This window comes from Streptomyces melanosporofaciens, assembly GCF_900105695.1.
GTDB lineage: Bacteria > Actinomycetota > Actinomycetes > Streptomycetales > Streptomycetaceae > Streptomyces > Streptomyces antimycoticus.
Genome location: NZ_FNST01000002.1, coordinates 8705380 through 8727956, shown reverse-complemented (window position 1 = coordinate 8727956; position 22577 = coordinate 8705380). Strand labels below are relative to the sequence as shown.

Below are 22577 nucleotides of genomic sequence, written 5' to 3'. Positions count from 1 at the left end.
GCTCCTCAAACGCCGGAGGGGCTGGAAGGCGGGGAGGGGGAAGCATCGATATGCGGCTCCGCCGCGTGACCCTCCGGATACGCCGTAGAGCTGCGACGAAAGCGCCGCTCGCCTCCTGGGAAGGGGGCGAGCGGCGCTTTCGTCCGTCGAGATGGATAGGGGGTCGGCCGGTGTCAACGCCAGGCGCGGCCGGAGACTCCGCTCAGATTCCAGCCGTCCGGCCGGTCAAGGTCGCTCAGCGCGGGCGGCATCTCGGCGCCGGTCGCGCGGACCATCAGGCTGGGGAGGTACATGTCGCGGGTGAACAGGCCGGTGGGCTCGTCGAGTTCGGCGCCGAGCGCACGCAGCGCCGCCACCCGCACCGCCGGCAGATCGCGGACCCACATCAGCACCTCGGCGCCGGGCAGCCACGTCAGGGCGGTCTCCACCAGATCCGCGAACACCTCGTCGGAGGTGGCCTCGCAGTCCACGATGGTCGTAGGGGTCTCACCGTCGTCGGTGTCGACGCCCGAGCGGTGCCCGATGAGATAGCCCTCGATGGGTCCGTCGCCGGCCACCAGATGGAAGTACCGGGCCAGTGGGTTGGCGGCGCGCCAGCGGAAGTAGGCGGCGTCCCGCACCGGGCGCGGGCCTTCGCCGCCCGGCAGCCGGGCCACCAGCCCCGCCATCGCCTCCGCCTCCACGGCGGCCGGCGGACGTAGGGTCAGGCCGGACCTGGCTCCTCGGGTGGCGGGCAGCTCATGCCACGGCCATTCCGCCACCAGTGGCTTCTCGCGCTTCACCACCGCTTGCGCCCAGGGGCCGATCGGGCGCCATCCGTTCATCAGCATGGCGGGGCCGGCCCCCTGGTCGCCGAAGTCCAGCAGCCAGGGCACACCGTCGGCGCGCAGCCGTGCCACCACCTCGTCGGTGAGCATCCGGAACAGCGGGCTGCCCTGGTACCGGGGGGCGACCACGGTGTCGGTCAGGCAGGGCAGCATGAACCGCTGCCCCGCCACCTCCCAGCAGGCGCCGAAGACCCCCACCATGCCGACCAGCTCTCCCCCCTCGCGGGCGAGGGTGACATACCGGTCGTCGAGGTGGGGGTTGGTGGCGTACTTCCAGTCCATATAGGCCAGGTTGGCGTCGCGGCCGCCGCGCCAGAGCGAGTCCTGGAAGTCCGCGATCTCCGCTCTGTCCCGGGCCGTACAGGCCGTGAAGGAGAACTCGCTCACGCGCCGCCACCGCCGCCGGGGACGGCCTCGTCGGCGGTGAAGCGCTGCTGGAGTGCGCGCAGGTCGGTCTTGCCGTTGGCGTTGACGGGCAGCGACTTAAGTGCGAGCCAGCGCGACGGCAGCATGTACCCGGGCACCTTGTGCGCGAGCCGTGCCTTCACCTGCGCGGTCGTCAGCGAGACACCGGCGGCGAGGGTGTAGGCGGCGCAGATCAGCGGGGACCCGGCGGCGCCCGGCACCGACACCACCGCCCCGGCGGCGATCTCCGGCAGCGAGTGCAGCTCGGTCATCACCTCGTCCAGCTCCACGCGGTAGCCGTTGACCTTGACCTGGCGGTCGGCGCGGCCGTGGAAGCGCAGCAGCCCGTCCGCGTCCTTGCTGCCGAGGTCTCCGGTGCGGTACGCGCGCCGTCCCGAGCCGGGGGGCAGCTCGATGAACGAGGCCGCGGTCCGCTCCGGGTCACGCCAGTACCCCGGGCTGACTCCCGCGCCGCCGATCACCATCTCGCCCACCTCGCCGGGGGCGACCGGGCGCACCTGGTCGTCGACGGCCTCCAGCCACTCGCCGGGGATGGCCCGGCCGACCGGAAGCGCCTCGTCGGGCAGGTCGGTGAGGGTGTGGAAGGAGCTGGCGATGGTGGTTTCGGTGGTGCCGTAGAAACCGGTGAAGGTGACATGGGGCAGCCGGCGCATCCAGTACTCCACATCCGTGGGCGGGAAGACCTCACCGCCCCACAACACCCGGCGCAGATGCGGGAAGTCGTCCTTCTCCACCACGTCGTGGCGGGCCATCGCGCTGAGCACGGACGGCACCGAGAGCCACTGGGTCAGCCGTGCCTCGCGGATGAACGCGGCCAGTGTGGTCGGCAGCAGGCTCGCCTCCGGCGGGACCAGATGCAGCTCGGCCCCGCAGATCAGCGGCCCGTACACATCCCACAGCGAGCCGTCGAAGTGCATTTGCAGATGGCAGGAGATCCGGTCGTCCGGGCCGAGCCCGAAGTGTTCGTTGGCCCAGGTCACGAAGTGGACGATGCCGGCGTGGGTGAGCGGTACGCCCTTGGGCTCGCCCGACGAGCCGGAGGTGAACAGCACATAGGCAACGCCGGATGCGCCGCTGACCGGTTCGGGCGCCGTCGTCGGCGCCGAGGCGATATCGGCCGCGGTGATCGAGGGGAGGTCGCCCGCGGCCGTGCCGTCCCCGTCGGGCAGGCACAGGCCCGCCACCGCGCCGGGCACGGCACCGGCCGCCACCTCGGTGGCCAAGGTGGTCCGCTCCCGGTCGGCCAGGAGCAGGCATGGCGCGGTCTGGTTCACGATGGACACCAGCCGGTCCACCGGCGACGCCGTGTCCAGGGGCACACAGACGCCACCGGCCTTGAGCACACCGAGCAGGAACACCACCGCGTCCGCACCCTTGGGCACCAGCACGCACACGCGGTCGTCCGGGCGCAGCCCGCCGGCCCGCAGCGCGTGGGCCAGCCGGTGGGAGCGTTCCTCCAGCTCTCGATAGGTCAGCCGGGTCGGGCCGAACACGACCGCGTCCGCTTCCGGAGTTCGCGTGGCCTGTGCGCTCACAAGCGCGTCAAGACGGGTCATCCGTTTCTCTTCCTGTGTCAGAGCTTGTCGATGTGCACCCGGACCGCGGTGCCCTCGCCGATCAGGCCCTCGTGAGCGGCGTCCGCGACGGGGCCGAACGTCAGGCGCCCGGCCAGGGTCTCGGCCTTCAGCAGCGCGTCGTGGGCGCGGATCCGTGCCGCCACCGTCTCGGGCAGATCGACGCTCAGCGCGATGTGGTCGGACACCTCGAAACCGGCCGCGCGGCGCGCCTGCTGCACCACGCGCACCAGGTCACGCGCCGCGCCCTCGGCCGCCAGTTCCTCGGTCACCTCGACGTCGAGGACGACCAGTCCGGCTCCGCCGGGCAGCGCCGCGACGGCGCCCGGTCCGTCGGCGACGAGCCGCAGCTCGTACTCACCGGCGAGCAGTTCCCGCCCCGCCGCCACGACGTTCCCGTCCTCGTTCGTCGTCCAGTCGTCGGTGGCCGCGGCACGGATGACCTCCTGCACCGCCCCGCCGAGGCGGGGCCCGCACTTACGGGGGTCGACGGTCAGCCGCATCCGGCCGTGTGCGGAGACATCGGTGGTGAGCTGGACGTCCTTGACATTGAGCTGGTCGCGCAGCAGTCCGGCGTAGGGCTCCAGCGCGGGGGCGTCGGGGTCGGCGATCACCAGCCGCGCCAGGGGCAGCCGCAGCCGCAACTGGTGGCTCTTGCGCTGGCCGAGCGCGGTCGAGGCGACCTCCCGCACCCGGTCCATCACCCGCACCAGCTCCGGGTCGGACGGCAGTTCCCCGGGAGTGGGCCATGAGGTCAGATGCACCGACCGGCCGCCGGTCAGCCCGCGCCAGATCCGTTCGGTGATCAGCGGCAGCAGCGGTGCCATCAGCCGGCACAGCACTTCGAGCGCGGTGTGCAGGGTGTCCACCGCCGCGCGGTCTCCGGCGGCGAACCGGTCGCGGGAGCAGCGGATGTACCAGTTGGTCAGCACATCCAGGTGGTCGCGCAGGGCGGAGCACGCGCGGGACAGGTCGTAGCCGTCCATCGCGCCGGTCGTCAGCTCGACCAGGTCACGGGTCTTCGCGAGGAGGTAGCGGTCCAGCGGATGGTCCGCCTCGGTGCGGACGTGGCCCTCGGTGTCGCCCGCGTACAGGGCCAGGAAGTGCCAGGCGTTCCACAGCGGCAGCAGCACCTGGCGCAGGGCTTCCTTGCTGCCGGCCTCGGTGACCTCCAGGTCGCGGGCGCGCAGCAGGGGCGAGCTCATGAGGAACCAGCGCATGGCGTCGGAGCCGTCACGGGCGAAGATGTCGTTGACATCGAGGTAGTTGTTGCGCGCCTTGGACATGGCCTGGCCGTCGTGGCCGAGCACCACACCGAGGACGGTGCAGTTGGCGAAGGCCGGCCGGTCGAACAGCGCGGTGGACATGACGTGCATGTTGTAGAACCAGCCCCGGGTCTGGGCGTAGTACTCGACCACGAAGTCACCCGGGGAGTGGCGCTCGAACCACTCGGCGTTCTCAAAGGGGTAGTGCACCTGCGCGAACGGCATGGAGCCGGTCTCGAACCAGCAGTCCAGCACCTCGGGCACCCGCCGCATCACCGCCCGGCCCGACGGATCGTCGGGGTTGGGGCGCGTCAGCTCGTCGATGTACGGACGGTGCAGATCACTCGGCCGTACGCCGAAGTCGCGCTCGATCTCGTCCAGGGAGCCGTACACATCGACCCGGGGATGGGCCGGGTCGTCCGACACCCACACCGGGATGGGAGCACCCCAGTAGCGGTTGCGGGAGATGTTCCAGTCCTTGGCGCCACGCACCCAGTTGCCGAACTGGCCGTCGCGCACATGCTCGGGTGTCCACTGGATCCGCTCGTTGAGTTCGAGCATGCGGGTGCGGATCCGGGTGACGGCGACGAACCAGGTGGGGATGGCCTGCTGCAGCAGCTGATTGCCGCAGCGCCAGCAGTGCGGCCGGGACCGGGTGTGCGGCCGGCTGCTCAGCAGTGCGCCGCTCGCCGCCAGCAGACCGGTCACGGTCTCGGCGGACTCCAGCACCGGGGCTCCCGCGCACGGCGGCACCTCGTCGGTGTACCGGCCGCCGGAGTCGACCGGATAGATCCGGCCGATGCCCGCGTCGGTGGCGAGGGTGTGGTCCCGCTCGTCGAAACACGGGGTCACGGCCACCGCACCGGTGCCCTCGTCGGTGTCCACGAAGCGCTCCGCCACCACGACATGGCTGTCGTCGGCGGGGGCGGAGAAGTCGAACAGCGGGGTGTATGTGCGTCCCGCCAGCTCGGCGCCGCTGTGGTGGGCGACCACCGGTCCGTCGCCCACCAGATCGGCATGGGCGTCGAGCCGGTCGGCCGCCACCACCAGGCGCCGTCCGGCGTGCTCCACCACGGCGTACTGAGCGTCGGGGTGCACCGCGACCGCCGTGGCGCCCGGCAGCGCCCAGGGCTGGTCGGACTCCACCAGCAGCAGCTCGCCACTGTCCAGCCGTACGGCCACGACCACGGTGCTGCCCGGCACGTCGCGATGGGTGTCGCTGCCGTCGATACGGCCGCTGCTCTCGGCATTGGCCAGCGGGGTCTCGCAGTGCGCGCAATACCAGGAAACCGAATGTCCCTGATAGATGAGCCCCTTGTCCCACATGGTTTTGAACGCCCACATGACGCTCTCCATGTAGTCGAGGTCATGGGTTTTGACGGATTCGTCGAAGTCGACCCAGCGGGCCTGCCGACTGACGTAGTCGCGCCATTCGCCGGTATAGCGCATCACCGTCGTCCGGCACACCTCGTTGAACCGCTCGACGCCCATCCGCTCGATATCGGACTTGGCGGTGATGCCGAGTTGTTTCTCGGCATCCAGCTCCGCGGGCAACCCGTGCGAGGTCCAGCCGAACCGCCGCTCGACCCGGCGCCCTCGCATCGTCTGATAGCGCGGCACCACGTCCTTCGCATAGCCCGCCAGCAGATGCCCGTAGTGCGGCAGGCCATTGGCGAACGGCGGCCCGTCGTAGAACACGAATTCTTCGGCGTCGTCGGATTTCCGCGCTGCCACGGACTCATGGAAGATGTCGTGCTTCTCCCAGTAATCCAGTACGTCGAGTTCGACATCCGGGAAGTGCGGTCTCGCGGGTACGCCTTCGGCCCCGGCCTTTGGATATGCCATCGCTCAGTAAACCTCGCAGGGTCGGCCCGCAGTGCAGTGAGGGCCGACTCTAACGATGCGCCGGGCAACGTCCGGTAATCGTGGAAACATCGGCCTCCCCATCGACGGCGCCGGGCGATTACCCGGCGGTTCCGTTCACCGTGGCCGGGCACAGCCGCCGCGGTGCGGTGTCGTCGCGGAGTTCCGCGTCCACACAGCCACCGGGCAGGCCCTTATGGGGTGTACCGCCGAAGTTGGCGGTGACGGTGAGGGTGCCGCCGCCGAAGACGGTGCGCTGCACGGTGCGATCGGCGGTCAGCGCCCGGAAATCGGTCAGCGGCTCGGTACCGGCGGCCTTGTGCAGGGGCGCGAAGTACCGCTGGAGAGTGGCGAGTTCGCGGCCGCTGCGCTCCAGCGAGTCACCGGTGAGCACGAAGTTGAGCGGGGTGTTGTACAGCATGCCGAGCAGCGCCCGGTCGGTCTTCTGCCGTGGCAGCTTGTCGTACGACAGCTCCCAGCGCTCGGTGTTCACCACGGAGTCATGGAGCGCGGTCTCGTACAGCGGCACCCGGTACACCGGGTCGTACATCGCCTTCGCCACATCGGCGGGCAGCTCCGCGGGCTTGAAGAAGACGCCCGGCGCGTCGGCGGGGGCGTAGCCGCCCCAGGTCGCCTTGTCGCGCTGCGCCGTCCACAGACCGCCCGCCACCGGGGTGCCCGAGCCGTGGTCGAAGGCGAGGTCCCGGTTGGCCCACGCCCCGGCGGACTCCGAGCCCAGGACCAGCCCGCGGTCGGACAGCCGCTTCATCCGGGCCAGCCGGTTGGCGCGGTCCTCCGCCTTGGTCATGGGGTGAGCGGCACTGTGGTCGCGGAACAGCTCACCGGCCGCGTCCACATCGAGGAAGTAGCTGTCGGCGCCCGCCTCGGTCATCCCGCGGGTGCGGTCGGCGAGGTAGTGGTGGCGCGGCTCGGCCTTCTCGAACGCCTCGGAGGAGAGGTAGCAGCCACGGTCGTGGAAGCCGGGGACGGGCTTGCCGTCGGTGTCCCGGACGCAGAAGTCCGGGTACAACGTGCCGGGCCAGGTGGACGTCGGCGCGTCGGAGGTGGCCGGGTCCTGGCCGTTGGCGAACGAGTCGTACGGGCCGACGAGATAGCCCGCCTTCTTCGCGGCCGCGGTGGCCGCGGCGTCCATCGGCCGGTCGTCGGCGTCGTAGCCCAGCCACATGCGGTCCACGCCGAGGCCGCGCAGCCTGCCCATGAAGTCGGCCTTGCGGGCGTCGCCCCACAGATAGGCGTGGAACGCGCCGAGCAGCTTCCCGGTGGCCGGGGTCTCCCGGATCTTCTCCCGCAGGCTCTTCAACTGTCCGTGTTCGCCGAGCCAGGCGCGGTAGTCGCGGGCGGCGGCCACCGGGGAGCCGTCGGTGAGGGAAAAGGCCACGGTGTAGCGCGCGGTGCCGTCGGCGTGCGAGAACCGGTGGGTGGCGGCGGTGCGCAGCCTGCCCGCGTCGGAGGTGACGCGCAGCGAGGTGCCGATGTCACTGGGCACGAGATAGCTCACGCCCTGGCGGTCGCCGAGCGTGTAGCCCCACAGCGGCATCGACAGATCCGACTCCATGGCCATGTCGGTGTCCACCAGATCGGCCCGGGATGAGTTCCAGAAGCGGTCGGCCACCGGCAGCGACAGCCCCTCGCCGCGCGGGAGCTGTACGGCGGTGGCGCGCCGGTCGGTGCCGGTGACCGGCCACGAGAGGGTGCGGACGGTCTCGGCTGCGGGCTCTCCGGTGGCCTCACCAGCGGCCTTCCCGGTGGCCTTGTCGGTGGCCGTCACCGACAGCTCCAGGCGGCCGTTGTCACCGGCGCGGGCCGTGACGTCCAGTCCGGTGTCCGGATAGCTCCAGCGGGCGGTGCCCGGGGAGGTGGTCACCGAGCCGGGCTTCCCGGGAGCGGTGGCGGCGGGCGCGGACAGCTCCACGGTCCCCTGACCCGTACGGGCCGTGACCCGCAACGAGGTGGTGTCGACGGTGGCGGTGCCACCCGACACCGGGACCTCCACACGGTGGCCACCGACCACGACCGGCCGGGGTGCGTCCCCGGAGCGGGCGGTGCCGGAGTGGGTGGTGGAGGCGAGGGTGGTCGAGGCGAGGGCGAGGCAGGACACCGCGCCCGCCAGCGCCACCGCGGCGGTCACCCGCGGCGGGGTGAAGTGGTTGCGTCTCATGGGACGTTGATAGCGAGCCGATATAAGAGGGCTTCTAAGAAGTGGGCCCGGAGGGCTCGGAGGGGCTCGGAGGGCTTACGCCTTCGGGGCCGGGCCGCCGGACCGGTGGCGCGGGATGCGCAGCCGGAAGAGCGCACCGCCGCCCTCGGCCGCCTCCGCGGTGAGCGCCGAGCCGTGTGCCCGGGCGATCTGCCGGGCCATGGCCAGCCCCAGCCCGGAACCGGGCAGCGCACGGGCCTGCCGGGAGCGGTAGAAGCGGTCGAAGACGTACGGCAGGTCCTCGGCGGCGATACCGGGCCCGTGGTCACGGACGGTGAGGTCGATGGCGTGGGCGCCAGAGGTCAACCGGGCCTCCACCTCGGCGCCGGGCGGGCTGAACTTCGCGGCGTTGTCCAGCAGATTGGTCAGCAGCCGGGCCAGCCGCGCGGGCACCCCGTCCACCGTGACCTCGGCCAGCTCCGCGGCGAAGGTGGTGTGCGCCCAGTGCGAGCGGGCCTCCTCGACACACCGGGCTGCCAGCAGATCCAGTCGCACCGGCTCCACCAGCGGCAGCGGCTCCTCGTCCCGCGCCAGCTCGATCAGATCGTTGACCAGACCGGTCACCTCGCGCAACTGGCCGCCGAGCGCCGACGCGGCACGGTCCCGCTGGGCGGGGGACAGCCGGTCGGCACGGGCCAGCAACTCGGCGTTGGTGCGCAGCGCGGTCAGCGGGGTGCGCAGCTCATGCGAGGCGTCGGCCACCAGACGGCGCTGGGCCGCCACCGACGCCTCCAGCTCGCCGAGCATGGTGTTGAAGCTCCCCGCCAGCCGGGAGATCTCGTCCCCGCGCCGCCCCTCCTCCGGCGGCAGCTCGATGCGATGGGCCGGATCGCGGGTGGCGGCGATCCGTTCGGCGGTGGCGGTGAGCCGGGTGACGGGCGCCAGCGCCCGCCGCGAGGCGAGATAGCCGAGCCCGGCGGCGAGCAGCGCCCCCGCCGCGCCGACGGCGGCGAGCAGCCGCGCGGCCTGACGTTCGCCCTGCTCGACGGTGTCGGAACGCACCGCGATCTGGAGCGCGCGAGGGCCGCGCAGCGGGGTGGTCAGCGTGCGCATCCGGTGTCCGCGCACGGTGACCTCGCTGTAGTACGCGCCGCGGGTGCCCGCGGCCACCTGACGGGTGGCGTCGGTGATCGGGATCAGCAGGTCCCTGCCCGCCGGGCGGCCCGGTGTGCCCGTCCGCGGGGTGACGACCTGCGCGCAGGCCGGGGCGGCCAGCCAGCGGCATTCGCCGTACAGCGTCCCGGCGCCCTCCTCACGCCGCTCCTGGGCGAGCAGGGTGGCCTGCCGGGTGAGCTGGAGGTCGAGCTGCCGCACCAGCTCGTAGCGGATGACCACGTACGCGGCGGCGCACACCCCGACCGTGACCAGCGCCACCGCGGCCGAGGTGATCAGCGCCATCCGGGTGCGCAGCGGCAGTCGGCCCGTCAGACGGCTCCCGGCTCGGCGTCCGCCAGATCGCAGTTCTCCAGAGCGACGTTCTCCGGACCGACGGGCGGCGCTCATCGCTCGCCCAGTTCGTAACCGATGCCGTGCACCGTGTGGACCAGCCGCGGAGCACCCTCCGCCTCCAGTTTGCGGCGCAGATAACCGATGTACACCGCCAGCGAGTTGGAGTCCGAGGCGAACTCGGTGCCCCACACCAGCTCCTGGATCAGCTCCCGCGGCAGCACCTGGCCCGGATGGCGCAGAAACACCTCCAGCAGCGCGAACTCGGTGCGGGTGAACTCCATCCGCCGTCCGCCGCGCATTCCGGTGCGGCTCTGCGGATCGACGGTCAGATCGGCGAAGGAGAGCACACCGGACACATTCTCGTCGAGGGCCCCGACGGGCGCGGCACGCCGCAGCAGCGCCCGCAGCCGGGCCAGCAGTTCGTCCAGCGCGAACGGCTTGACCAGGTAGTCGTCGGCCCCCGCGTCCAGCCCCGCCACCCGCTCGCTGATCCGGTCCCGGGCGGTGAGCACCAGGACGGGCGTACGGTCGCCGAGCCCGCGCAGCCGACGGCACACCGCCAGTCCGTCCATCACCGGCATGGCCAGGTCCAGCACGATGGCGTCCGGCGGTGCGGCGGCGATCGCGCCGAGAGCCGCCAGCCCGTCCCCGGCCACCCGCACCTCGTACCCCTCCACGGCCAGTCCGTCCACCAGCGCGGCGCGGACCTCCGGATCGTCGTCCACCACCAGCACGGCCGCCGTCCGGGGGTCGGTGGGCTTTCCCCGGCCGGACGGGGAGGACGCGGCAGCGGACATCACGGGGCCTTTCGGATGGGCACAGGTCAGTGCCCACCCTGGCAGAACACGCTCTTAGAACACTCTTAACGGCATCGGCCACCATGAGCGGGTGCGGATCCTGTCCTACCCCGAAGCCGAGACACCGGCCCCGCTTAGCGCCGAGGTATGGGAGTTGCAGCAGGACGCGTGGCCCCCGGCGGATCCCGGCGCCCGGGGCGAACCCGGGCCCACCCATGACCCCGCGCTGCGCCCGGTGTCGATGCTGCTCGTGGACGATGGCGACGGCCGCGGCGAGGGCACCGTGCCGGCCGCCCTGGACATCCTCACCACGACCCTCACCCATGCGGGCCGGTCCTACCGGGTCGGGGGGCTGAGCACGGTGGTCACCCGGCGGGCGGTACGTGGCCGGGGGCATGGCGCGCGCCTCGTGGCCGCCGCCCACCGGGCGATGGCCGATTCCGGTCTCGACCTGGGCCTGTTCACCTGCGACCGGCCGCTACGGGACTTCTACACGGGCGCGGGATGGCAGCCGCTGCCCGGCACGGTGCTCATCGGAGGCACCCCGGACGCCCCCTTCCCGAGCGACCAGCCCGCCTTCGACAAGGTCACCATGGCGCACTTCTTCTCCCCTACGGCACGGCGCCACCGCGCCGACTTCCTCGCCGCCCGGATCGGGCTGTACCCCGGCGAGATCGACCGCCTGTGGTGACGACCGGCGCCCGCGCCACGGCCCGTCAGCCCCCGACGGTACGGCCCGTTAGTCCAACACCCCCGCGCACTTGTCCATGGGCGGTCGCCCCGCCGCCGTCCCAAGGTGGAGCACCATTCCCACCAGCGAGGGAGGAGCCGGCGCGTTGACCTACGCAGAGGAGGGGCGGCCGAAGGAGGGATGGCCCGGCCGCAGAGCGGTCGTGGTCACCACCACACTGGCCGGAATCGGAACGGCCATCGGCACGGGCGGTGACACCGCGCACGCCCGTGACACGGCGCCCGGCCGTGCCGCCGCACACGCCGGCGCCACCGAGCGCACGCTGCGGTCGAAGCGGCTGGAGGTCCGGGTGGACCCGGAGTTCCCGCGCATCGTCGCGTACATCGACCGCGAGACCGGCGCGCTGCTGCACGGCCAGCGGGAGCCGGTCCGTTCGGTGCTCATCGACGGCATCGAACGCACCCCGCGCACCACCGCCGTCACCGGCGGCCCGGACCACATCAGCTACACGCTCGCCTTCGGCGCGACCACGGCCACCTCGGCGGCGGACACCTCCGGGGCGGACACCACCAGCGCGTCCGCCTCCGGCGCGGACACCGAGATCGACATCCGGATCCGGGTCAGCGAATGGCAGGTCGACTGGCGGGTCACCCGGATCGCCGACACCGAAGCGCTGCGCGTGGGCACCCTGCGCATCCCCCAACTGGCGTTCCTCAGCATCCGCGCCGACCAGCCGGGCGCCACCCTGCTGGCCGCCCGGATCGACCTCGACCAGGCCAAGAGCGGTGACACCACCGTCCGGCCCACGGCCGACACCCCCACCGACGGCGCACCCATCGGCTGCGCCTACGCCGTTGTCAGCACCGACCGGCTCGCGGCCGCCGTCGAGACCAACACGGTCTGGGACAAGCCCTCCTCCGCCGCGGGCACCACCTGGGACAACGGACGGCTGTGGCGGCAGACGGTACCGGAGGACGGCCAGATCACCACCCGGCTCACCTGCGGTGAGTGGACCCACCGGGCCGCCACCGCGGCCGTCGGCGCCACCGAACCGCTCCCCTGGGCCACCGTGGTCCTCACCCGGGACCGCAACGGCGACGGCGTGGTCGACTGGCAGGACGCCGCCATCGCCTTCCGCGACATCATGGTGAATCCGCTCGGCGCCGACGAACAGCATCTGCGGGTCGTCCCGCACATCCCGTTCAACTTCGCCAGCCAGGCCACCAACCCCTTCCTCGACACCCTCGACAACGTCAAGCGGATCGCGCTGGCCACCGACGGACTGCGGCAGTACACCCTGCTCAAGGGCTACCAGTCGGAAGGCCATGACTCCGCCCATCCCGACTACGCGGGCAACTACAACACCCGCGCCGGCGGCCTGGCCGACCTCAACACCCTGCTGCGCTCCGGGCGCCGCTGGAACAGCGACTTCGCGGTGCACGTCAACGCCACCGAGTCCTATCCGGTGGCCAACGCCTTCTCCGAGACGCTGGTCGACAGAGACGACAAGCAGTGGGACTGGCTGGACCAGTCCTACCGCATCGACCCCCGCCGCGACCTGGTCTCCGGCGACATCATCCGGCGCTTCCAGGACCTGCGCGACGACACCGACCCGGCCCTCGCCGCGCTCTACATCGACGTCTTCCGCGAGTCCGGCTGGAACTCCGACCGGCTCCAGCGGGCCCTGCGCGACCAGGGCTGGCGCGTGACCACCGAATGGGGCCACGGGCTGGAGCGCTCCTCCCTGTGGTCGCACTGGGCGACCGAGACCGACTACGGCCCGGACACCTCGCGCGGTATCAACTCCCGGCTCATCCGCTTCATCCGCAACCACCAGAAGGACGTCTTCGCCGACAAGTGGCCGACCCTGCTGGGCATCCCCCGGATGGGCAACTTCGAGGGCTGGACCGGCAAGACCGACTGGACCGCCTTCTACCGGCTCATCTGGACCCACAGCCTGCCCGCCAAGTACCTCCAGGCGTATCCCATCCGCACCTGGGACGAGCACGAGATCACCTTCGAGGGGCCAGGCCGCACCTCGGTCACCGACACCGGTGGCGTCCGCCGCATCACCACCGACGGGCGGGCGGTCTACGAGGGCGGCGGCTATCTGCTGCCCTGGGAGCCGCGCGAGGCCACCGACCCGGCCAAGCTCTACCACTACAACCCGGCCGGTGGCACCACCCGTTGGCCGCTGCCGCGCGGCTGGTCGGGGCAGCGGTCCGTGGTGCTGTACCGCCTCACCGACCAGGGGCGCGCCGAGCCGGTCACCCTGCCGGTGCGCGACGGCCACGTCAGCATCACCGCCGACCCCGACGTCCCGTACGTGGTGCTGCGCTCCCGGGCCCGCGCCCAGGCGGACCCCGGCTGGGGCGAGGGCACCCCGCTGTACGACCCCGGTTTCCACTCCGGATCGCTGCGCGGCTGGCAGACCACGGGTCCGGCCACCGTCGAACGCAGCACACTCGGCGACTACGAACTGGTCGTCGGCGAGGGCGCGGCCGCCACCGTCGGCCGGCGACTCGACCGGCTGGCCCCCGGTGGCTATGTGGCCTCCGTCCAGGTGGAAGTGGGCGCGAAGGCCGGTGAGCGGCGGCGGGCCGCGCTGCGGGTGCACACCGCCGACGGCGTCACCGCGGAGAACTGGACCGAGACCTCGACGGCCGTCAACCACATGGCCGCCGACCGTAAACACGGCACCCGTTTCCAGCGGATGTTCACCTTCTTCACCGTCCCCGAGGGCGGCGGACCGGTCACCCTCACCCTGGCGGTGGCCGAGGGCGGCGCCCGGGTCCGTTTCGACCGGCTGCGGGTGGTGCGGGCCCGGCGCACGACGAAGCCCGGCACTCTGGTGTACGAGGACTTCGAGCGGGTGCCGCAGGGCTGGGGACCGTTCGTCAAGGGCGACGCGGGCGGGGTGACCGACCCCCGCACCCATATCGCCCAGCGGCACGCCCCGTTCACCCAGGCCGGATGGAACGGCAAGGTGATCGACGATGTACTCGAAGGCGGCCAGTCCCTCAAGTCACGTGGCGAGAACGCGGGTCTCGTCTACCGCACCGTGCCCCACACCGCCCGCTTCCGCCCGGGGCGGCGTTACCGGGTGAGCCTGACGTACGCCAACGAGGCGGCCGGTCAGTACGCATGGATCACGGCCGTGGACGAACCCGGACCGCGCGAACTGGAGCGCACCCCCCTGCCCGCCGCCACCGGGCGGGCCACCCACCGCTACACCGTCACCGCGCCCGCGGACGGCGAGATGTGGGTGGGGCTGCGGAAGACCGGTGACAGCGGTACCGCGGAGTTCACGCTCGACTCCTTCACCGTGGAGGAGCTGGACTGACGCGGCGGGGGGAGCGGGGCGGACATACCTTTGCCGCCCGGCTCCCTCCCTCCTCCCCCGGTAAGCCCCCGCCAGGCTCCCCTCCCCTTGGCGGCCGGGCAGTCCGTGGACGAAGATCGGCGAGTGATGGGACACAGCCGACCGGAGGGGACCGCGGATGTATCACACCTGGATGCGGTACTTCACGCCCAGCCCGGCCCATCACCGGCTCGGTCTGGTGTGTCTGGGTGTCGGCCTCCAGCACGGCGTACTGCCCGTGGTCGGCCCGCGTGTCCTGGACCACCATGTGGCGGTGGTCATCAGCGCGGGCCGCGGATGGTTCCGCGGCGCGGACGGCCGCCGCCGCACCGTTACCGCGCCCGCGCTGCTCTGGCTCACCCCCGGGGTCACCCACCACTACGCCCCGGACCCGGACACCGGATGGGACGAGGCGTTCGTCGACTTCACAGGACCGGCCACCGCCGCCTACGCCGACCTGGGCTATCTCGACGCGGACGGCCCCGTGGTCGCGCTCACCGACACCGCCACCGCCCGTACGGCCATCGGCCGGATCGCCCGCGCCGCGCGCCAGGGCAATCCGTTCCTGGAGGTCGAGACCGCAGCCGCCGTCCATGAACTCCTCGTCGCCCTCCGCCGCGTCCGCGCCGACACCGGCGCCGACGGACATCCGGTGCTCCAGGCCCTGGCCCGGGACGCCTTCCAGCCGCTCTCGGTGACCGAACACGCCGCCCGGCACGGCATGACACCGGCCGAACTGCGCACCGCGGTACGGCGCGGCGCGGGATGCAGCCCCAAGGACTACCTCCTCGGCATCCGGCTGGGCCGCGCCAAGGAACTCCTCGTCGGCACCGAACTGCCGGTGGCCGCCATCGCCCGCCGCGTCGGCTACGACGATCCCGCCTACTTCAGCAGGCTGTTCGCCCGCCGGGTGGGCACGGCACCGGTCCACTTCCGCGAGCAGCAGTGCCGCTCGGTCCCCGGCGGCTTCACCGACCGCATCCCCGACCCGAGCCGCCCACCGACGATCCCGCCCTCCGCACCGGCGGACGACGGACGGCGCGGCGGCGGCTGACCGGCGGCGGATGACCGCAGGCGGCTGACCGCAGGCGGCTGACCGGACGCACGCCTTGGGCCGGCCGGACGGCTGCGGGGGGTGGCTTCCGCCATTGGGGGGACGGTGCGCCGCGATTGCCCCACCAAAGGGGCACCATGCATGCGAAGCCGGTCATATCCGGCGGCAGATCCCCAGCAAGGAGTTCCCATGCGTATCCGGACCGCCCTGTCCACACTCGCCCTCACCGCCGCGTCCCTCGCCGTCGGCGCGGGCGGCGCCCTCGCGGACGACGCACCCGATATGACCGTCAACAACTCCAGCAGCACGACCTTCCCCGGCGTCTGCGCCAGCAACCAGTTCTCGTTCGTCACCGTCCCGGTCAATCTGGCGGGCGGGTCGGACTCCGGCGCGTGCTGACCCGCTGATCTCGCTGATGGACGGGGTGCGGCCGGTGCACGGCCCGGCGGCACCGGCCGTAGCCTCGGCCATCGCGTGTTCCACTTCACCCTCCCGAATACCGGACCGACCCCCGCACACCGCCGGACGGCCCCGTAGGCTGGCTGGTGCAGCTGGTTCGCCCCGTCCGCCAGGCGGGACGCGTCGTAAGAGGGAACCCGGTGGGAATCCGGGACTGCCCCGCAGCGGTGAGCGGGAACGACCGCCGTCATACGCACTGGGTCCGGTAGAGGGGCCTGGGAAGCGACGGCCACTAGGTGTCCTCCCTCAAGAGGACGCGCCCGTGAGTCCGAAGACCTGCCATCTGCCCGCGTACGGACGACTCGTGCGCGGACACCCGGTGACCTCGAGGGCGGGTCGGCGAACATTCCGGTCGGACGACCGCGCGCATGCCGCGCGAGGCCGTGGCGTCCGGTCTGTCACCCTTCGCGCTCTCCTCCCGTCGCCGGGATCTCAGGGATTCATCTCGCGAAGGAGATCTCCGTGACCACCAAGTCCGCAGCCGCGGCAGCACGGGCCACCGTGTACGGCTACCCCCGCCAGGGCCCGAACCGGGAACTGAAGAAGGCGATCGAGGGCTACTGGAAGGGCCGCGTCACCGCCGACGCGCTCCGGGCCACCGCCGCCGAACTGCGCCGCACCACTTGGCGGCAGCTCGCCGGGGCGGGCATCGACGAAGTTCCCACGGGGGACTTCTCGTACTACGACCATGTGCTGGACACCACTGTCATGGTCGGCGCGATCCCCGACCGTCACCGGGACGCCGTCGCCACCGATCCGCTCGACGGCTACTTCGCGATGGCGCGGGGCACACAGGACGTGGCGCCACTGGAGATGACCAAGTGGTTCGACACCAATTACCACTACCTGGTTCCGGAGCTGGGTCCGGACACGGTGTTCGCGGCCGACTCCGCCAAGCAGGTCGCGGAGCTGACGGAAGCCCTCGGCCTCGGTCTGGCGGCGCGGCCGGTCCTGGTCGGGCCCGTCACCTACCTCCTCCTCGCCAAGCCCGCCCCCGGCGCGCCCGCGGACTTCGAGCCACTCACCCTCCTGGACCGCCTGCTTCCGGTGTACGCCGAGGTCCTGGCCGATCTGCGGGCGGCCGGTGCCGAGTGGGTGCAGCTCGATGAGCCCGCCCTGGTCCAGGACCGCACGCCGGCCGAACTGAACGCCGCCGGCCGCGCCTACCGCGATCTCGGTGCCCTCGCCGACCGTCCGAAACTGCTGGTCGCCTCGTACTTCGACCGCCTGGGCGAGGCCCTGCCGGTGCTGGCCAAGGCCCCGGTCGAGGGGCTGGCGCTGGACTTCACGGAGGCCGCCGCCGCCAATCTGGACGCGCTGGCCGCCGTCGGCGGGCTGCCCCGCAAGCGGCTGATCGCCGGTGTCGTGGACGGCCGCAACATCTGGGTCAACGACCTGGAGAAGTCCCTGGCCAGGCTCGGCACCCTGCTGGGACTGGCCGACCGGGTCGATGTGGCCGCCTCCTGCTCGCTGCTGCACGTCCCCCTCGACGCGGCGGCCGAGCGGGACATCGCACCGCAGATCCTGTGCTGGCTGGCCTTCGCCCGGCAGAAGACCTTGGAGATCGTCACCCTCGCCAAGGGCCTGGCCCGCGGCACCGACACGATCACCGCCGAACTGGCCGCGAACCGGGCCGCCCTCGCCTCCCGCGCCAACTCCCCCATCACCCGCGACCCGGCCGTCCGCGCCCGCACCGGCGCGGTCACCGAGGCCGACACCCGCCGCGCCCAGCCGTACGCCGAACGCGCCGCGGCCCAGCGCGCCCACCTCCGCCTGCCGCTGCTGCCGACCACCACCATCGGCTCCTTCCCGCAGACCGGTGAACTGCGCACCGCCCGCGCCGACCTGCGCGGCGGCCGGATCGACACGGCCGGGTACGAGGAGCGCGTCAAGGCCGAGATCCAGGAGGTGATCTCGTTCCAGGAGCAGACCGGCCTGGATGTGCTGGTGCACGGCGAGGCCGAGCGCAACGACATGGTCCAGTACTTCGCCGAGCAGCTCACCGGCTATCTCGCCACGCAGCACGGCTGGGTGCAGTCCTACGGCACCCGCTACGTCCGCCCGCCGATCCTGGCCGGTGACATCTCCCGCCCCGAGCCGATGACGGTGCGCTGGACGGCCTATGCCCAGTCGCTCACCGACCGCCCGGTCAAGGGCATGCTCACCGGTCCGGTCACCATGCTCGCCTGGTCCTTCGTCCGCGACGACCAGCCCCTCGGCGACACCGCCCGCCAAGTCGCCCTCGCCCTGCGCGACGAGGTGGGCGACCTGGAGGCGGCCGGGACCTCGGTCATCCAGGTGGACGAACCCGCCCTGCGCGAGACCCTTCCGCTGCGCACCGAGGACCGGCCCGCCTATCTGTCGTGGGCGACCGAGGCCTTCCGCCTCACCACCGGCGGCGCACGGCCCGGCACCCAGATCCACACCCATATGTGCTACGCCGAGTTCGGCGACATCGTCCAGGCGATCGACGACCTCGACGCCGATGTCATCAGCCTGGAGGCGGCCCGCTCCCATATGCAGGTGGCCCGCGAGCTGGCCGCCCATGGCTATCCGCGCGAGGCCGGGCCCGGTGTGTACGACATCCACTCCCCGCGTGTGCCCAGCGCGCTGGAGGCGGCCGAACTGCTCCGCACGGGCCTCAAGGCCATCCCCGCCGAGCGGCTGTGGGTCAACCCCGACTGCGGCCTGAAGACCCGCGGCTGGCCCGAGACCCGCTCCTCACTGCGGAACCTGGTCACCGCGGCCCGTACGGTCCGCGGTGAGCTGCCCGCGTCCTGACCCGGACGACCGGCCGGGGCCGGGGCGTCGACGAAGACGCCCCGGCCCCGGGTCGAGTCAGTGGCTGCCCGCGAATTCGCCGCTGAGCTTGCCATGGAGATGGGCACTGGGGTCGTTCAGCCCGGTGATCTCGACGGTCTTGCCGCGCTGGGCGTACTTGGTCTCGATCGCATCGAGCGCCGCGACGGAGGAGGCGTCCCAGATGTGGGTGGCGGACAGGTCGATGACGACCCGGTCGGGATCGGTGGCGTAGTCGAACTGGGTGACCAGGTCGTTGGAGGAGGCGAAGAACAGTTCACCGGTGACCCGGTAGACGACCTGGCCGCCGTCCGGATCGACGACCGCGGTCACCTCGGCGAGGTGGGCGACACGCTTGGCGAAGACGACCATGGCGGTGAGGCTGCCCACGACCACGCCGATGGCCAGGTTGTGGGTGGCGACCACCACGGCGACGGTGAGCACCATGACGGTGATCTCGCCCGCGGGCATCCGCCGGAGGGTCCTGGGCGCGATGGAGTGCCAGTCGAACGTCCCGAACGACACCATCACCATCACGGCGACCAGGGCGGCCATGGGGAGGTCCGAGACCACCGGCCCGAAGGCGATGCACAGCACCATCAGGAACGCGCCCGCGAGGAAGGTGGACAGGCGGGTGCGGGCCCCGGAGACCCGCACGTTGATCATGGTCTGGCCGATCATGGCGCAGCCGCCCATACCGCCGAAGATGCCGGTGACGATGTTGGCGATGCCCTGACCGATGGACTCGCGGGTCTTGTTGGAGCGGGTGTCGGTGATGTCGTCGACGAGCTTGGCCGTCATCAGCGACTCCATCAGGCCGACCAGCGCCATGGCGAACGCGTACGGGGCGACGACGGTGAGGGTGTCGAGCGTGAACGGCACGTCCGGCAGGCCCGGGGCGGGCAGCGAGGACGGCAGGGCGCCCTTGTCACCGACGGTCGGCACCGCGATCCCGGCGGCGACGGTGATGACGGTGAGGACGACGATGGAGACCAGCGGCGCCGGGATCACCGTGGTGACCTTCGGGAAGAGCACCATCAGCACCAGCCCGCCGACGATCAACGGGTAGACGGGCCACGGCACGTCGGTCATCTCCGGCACCTGCGCCATGAAGATCAGGATCGCGAGGGCGTTGACGAAGCCGACCATCACCGAGCGCGGCACGAAGCGCATCAGCTTCGCGACCCCGAGCATGCCCAGCACGATCTGGAAGACACCGGCCAGGATGACCGCGGCGACCAGATAGCCGAAGCCGTGCTCCCGGTTGAGCGGAGCGATCACCAGGGCGACGGCACCGGTCGCGGCGGAGATCATCGCACGTCGTCCGCCGACGATCGCGATGGTGACGGCCATGGTGAAGGAGGCGAACAGGCCGATCGCCGGGTCGACTCCGGCGATGATCGAGAACGAGATCGCCTCGGGGATCAGGGCAAGTGCGACGACGAGTCCGGCGAGGACCTCGGTGCGCCAGACCGTGGGGTCCGACAGCCAGTCGGGCTTGAGCCCGCGCAGCCGCGCGGCCGGGGACAGTGCAGGAGCAGACAAGAGAAGCAGTACCTGTCGGGGTCGGGCACGCCCGGCGGAAAGGGGGCGTGCGGGAAGGTGCGGGAGGACCGGGCCGGTGATCCGCGAAGCCCGCACCTCGGCGAGCTTACGTCAGCGCGGTGGCGGCGCCGGCGGAGGACGGCTGCCGCTCAGGGGCGAAGGGTCACGGCGGACAGGCCGCGGCGCGGATTCGTGTGGTCATGGGGCTGTCGCGTCCGCCATGGCACCCTGACGTGGCGCCGTGTCCATCCGCTTCCGCCAGCCCCCGGGCGTGACGCCCTCCCGGGCCGAAAAGGCACGACTCAGCGCGCTTCCGGTGTCGTAGCCGACCCTGACCGCGATCTCCTGGACGCTCAGCGGCGTCTCCCGGAGCAGCACCTTCACCCGGTACATGCGCCATGAGGTGAGGTACCCCAGCGGGGTGTCCCCCGTCTTCTCCTTGAACGAGGCCGCGAACGCCGAGCGTGACATCCCCGCCTTGCGGGCGAGTTCGTCGACCGTCCACGGATGGGCCAGGTCCGCGTGCAACTCCCGCATGGCGACGGCCAGCCGGGGGTCCCGCAGTGCGGCGATCCAGCCGACGGTGCCGCCTCCGACGTCGGCGCAGCAGCTCCGTAGTGCCTGGACGAAGAGCACATCGGACAGCCGGCTCATGATGAAGCCACCACCGAGCCCGCCTGCCGCGCTCTCCCTCGCGATGAGGTCGAACGTGGTGCGCAGGAGGTGGCTGGAGGTGTGGTCCAGGTTCAGCCGGAACAGCGGCGGCAGCAGCGCGAAGAGCGGTTCGGCCGCCACGGCGTCGAAGGCGAACCGGCTGGACACGATCCGCGTCAGCTCACCGTCACCCCCGACGCGGGCCGAGTTGCCGGGGGCCTGGGAGACCAGTCCGTCGCAGTCGACGACCTCGCTGCCCGTGGCGTCCTGAAGGGTGAAGCTCACGCCCGCGCGGACCAGGAAGCAGTCATTGGCCTCCAGACGTTGCGGCCCGGCGAGCGTGTCCGCGACGAGCCAACACGAACCGCTGGAGATCAGGACCAGCCGGGCGAGGCCCCGGGGAGGGAACGAGATGCCCCACGGCGCACGGGCGTCCACCCGCACATACCGCGCGTCCTCGATCTTCATGGTGGCGAGGAGGTCGTCGATGGGATCCATCTCCACCCTCCTGGACGATCTGCGCCAAACCATGGACGCCAGGATACATATCGTCCAGCCGGGCCGCCCTATCGTGGAGATAATCCCAGAACAAAGGAGGGGAAATGCGCACATTCCAGATCGATACGGTCGGCAGTCCGGTCGCCCCGGCCACGCGTCCGGTGCCGACTCCGTCGGCGGGCGAAGTGCTGGTCCGCGTGAAGGCGAGCTCCATCAACGCGCGCGATCTGCTCATCGTCTCCGGCAGGTATCCCATCGAGGTACCACCGGGGCGCATCCCGCTCTCCGACGGCGCGGGCGTCGTGGAGGCGGTCGGGGACGGGGTTTCGCGATTCCGGGTGGGGGACCGCGTCGTGAGCACCTTCCATCCGACCTGGGTGTACGGTCCGTTCCCGCAGTGGGGGGAGCTCCACGGGACGCAGCGCGACGGATGGCTCACCGAGTACATCGCCCTCGACGAACAGAGCCTGGTCGCCATGCCGGACCATCTCTCCTTCGAGGAAGCGGCCACGCTTCCATGTGCCGCGCTCACCGCATGGTCGGCGGTGACCGGAGTCGGCCCGGGCGACGCACTCCTGGTCCAGGGCTCGGGCGGGGTGTCGGTCTTCGCACTGCAGTTCGCCCGCCTGGCCGGCGCACGGGTGCTGGCCACGACATCCGGCGAGGAGAAGGCCCGGCGGCTCGGCACGCTCGGCGCGTCCGATGTCGTCAACTACGTCAGCACACCGGAGTGGGGCGCGCAGGTGCGGGCGCTCACCGGCTGCGGTGCCGATCGTGTCGTCGAGATCGGCGGCGCCGGAACGCTCGCCCAGTCCATCGAGGCCGTCGCCTACGGCGGGCAGATCGCCCTCGTCGGCAATCTCGCCTCGGGCGGCGGAATAGATGTGACGCGATTCTTCCGCCGCGCCGCCACGCTCAGGTCGATCAGTGTCGGCAGCCGGAGCGACTTCGAGCGGATGAACAAGGTCATCGGCCGGCATCGGCTGCGGCCCGTCATCGACCGTGTCGTCCCCTTCTACCAGGCGCCGGAGGCGTTCGCCCACTTCGAGAAGGGGCCACGCTTCGGCAAGGTCGTCATCGGTCACTGACGACGTACG

Annotated in this window: 14 protein-coding genes and 1 riboswitch; of the genes, 6 read left to right on the top strand and 8 right to left on the bottom strand. The window is 71.7% G+C overall.

What is annotated here, in order from left to right:
- Nucleotides 1-173 precede the first annotated feature (173 nt).
- The 6 genes from BLV72_RS39930 to BLV72_RS39905 all read right to left on the bottom strand — a co-directional run bounded on the left by BLV72_RS39930 (nucleotide 174) and on the right by BLV72_RS39905 (nucleotide 10419).
- The gene (locus tag BLV72_RS39930) at nucleotides 174-1214 is read right to left on the bottom strand and encodes a GNAT family N-acetyltransferase (RefSeq protein ID WP_093468580.1); all 1041 of its coding nucleotides are present in this window, start codon (nucleotides 1212-1214) and stop codon (nucleotides 174-176) included.
- The gene (locus tag BLV72_RS39925) at nucleotides 1211-2809 is read right to left on the bottom strand and encodes an amino acid adenylation domain-containing protein (protein WP_093468578.1); all 1599 of its coding nucleotides are present in this window, start codon (nucleotides 2807-2809) and stop codon (nucleotides 1211-1213) included. The genes BLV72_RS39930 and BLV72_RS39925 overlap by 4 nt, the downstream gene beginning before the upstream one ends.
- 17 nt (nucleotides 2810-2826) lie before the next feature.
- Nucleotides 2827-5937, bottom strand: a complete 3111-nt coding sequence (gene ileS / locus BLV72_RS39920) for an isoleucine--tRNA ligase (RefSeq protein WP_093468576.1) — start codon at nucleotides 5935-5937, stop codon at nucleotides 2827-2829.
- A 118-nt stretch (nucleotides 5938-6055) separates the two neighbouring features.
- Nucleotides 6056-8134 carry a glycoside hydrolase gene (locus tag BLV72_RS39915; protein ID WP_093468575.1) on the bottom strand — a complete coding sequence of 693 codons (2079 nt, stop codon included), beginning with the start codon at nucleotides 8132-8134 and terminating at the stop codon, nucleotides 6056-6058.
- Between the two features lie 75 nt (nucleotides 8135-8209).
- The gene (locus tag BLV72_RS39910; RefSeq protein ID WP_244321245.1) at nucleotides 8210-9571 is read right to left on the bottom strand and encodes a sensor histidine kinase; all 1362 of its coding nucleotides are present in this window, start codon (nucleotides 9569-9571) and stop codon (nucleotides 8210-8212) included.
- 101 nt (nucleotides 9572-9672) lie between these two features.
- Complete coding sequence (locus BLV72_RS39905) at nucleotides 9673-10419, bottom strand: response regulator transcription factor (protein WP_093468572.1); 747 nt, start codon at nucleotides 10417-10419, stop codon at nucleotides 9673-9675.
- A 91-nt stretch (nucleotides 10420-10510) separates the two neighbouring features.
- On the opposite strand from BLV72_RS39905, the gene BLV72_RS39900 reads away from it, so the two are divergent.
- From BLV72_RS39900 to metE, 5 genes are all read left to right on the top strand, one after another.
- The gene (locus tag BLV72_RS39900) at nucleotides 10511-11110 is read left to right on the top strand and encodes a GNAT family N-acetyltransferase (RefSeq protein ID WP_093468570.1); all 600 of its coding nucleotides are present in this window, start codon (nucleotides 10511-10513) and stop codon (nucleotides 11108-11110) included.
- Between the two features lie 145 nt (nucleotides 11111-11255).
- Nucleotides 11256-14453, top strand: coding sequence for an endo-alpha-N-acetylgalactosaminidase family protein (locus tag BLV72_RS39895; RefSeq protein ID WP_244321244.1), 3198 nt, complete (start codon nucleotides 11256-11258; stop codon nucleotides 14451-14453).
- 157 nt (nucleotides 14454-14610) lie between these two features.
- Complete coding sequence (locus BLV72_RS39890; RefSeq protein ID WP_093468567.1) at nucleotides 14611-15525, top strand: helix-turn-helix domain-containing protein; 915 nt, start codon at nucleotides 14611-14613, stop codon at nucleotides 15523-15525.
- Between the two features lie 189 nt (nucleotides 15526-15714).
- Nucleotides 15715-15924, top strand: a complete 210-nt coding sequence (locus BLV72_RS39885) for a hypothetical protein (protein ID WP_093468566.1) — start codon at nucleotides 15715-15717, stop codon at nucleotides 15922-15924.
- Between the two features lie 136 nt (nucleotides 15925-16060).
- Nucleotides 16061-16282, top strand: a riboswitch (cobalamin riboswitch).
- 164 nt (nucleotides 16283-16446) lie between these two features.
- Nucleotides 16447-18765, top strand: a complete 2319-nt coding sequence (gene metE, locus BLV72_RS39880; protein WP_093468564.1) for a 5-methyltetrahydropteroyltriglutamate--homocysteine S-methyltransferase — start codon at nucleotides 16447-16449, stop codon at nucleotides 18763-18765.
- A 57-nt stretch (nucleotides 18766-18822) separates the two neighbouring features.
- Here metE and BLV72_RS39875 read toward each other — a convergent pair whose 3' ends face one another.
- Both BLV72_RS39875 and BLV72_RS39870 read right to left on the bottom strand, forming a co-directional pair.
- Nucleotides 18823-20313, bottom strand: coding sequence for a SulP family inorganic anion transporter (locus BLV72_RS39875; protein ID WP_093470821.1), 1491 nt, complete (start codon nucleotides 20311-20313; stop codon nucleotides 18823-18825).
- 213 nt (nucleotides 20314-20526) lie between these two features.
- Entirely contained in the window at nucleotides 20527-21480 is a 954-nt protein-coding gene (locus BLV72_RS39870; RefSeq protein ID WP_167746498.1) for an AraC family transcriptional regulator, read from the bottom strand.
- A gap of 104 nt (nucleotides 21481-21584) precedes the next feature.
- On the opposite strand from BLV72_RS39870, the gene BLV72_RS39865 reads away from it, so the two are divergent.
- Nucleotides 21585-22568: a zinc-dependent alcohol dehydrogenase family protein gene (locus BLV72_RS39865; protein WP_093468561.1), complete on the top strand. Its 984-nt coding sequence runs from the start codon at nucleotides 21585-21587 to the stop codon at nucleotides 22566-22568.
- Nucleotides 22569-22577 lie beyond the last annotated feature (9 nt).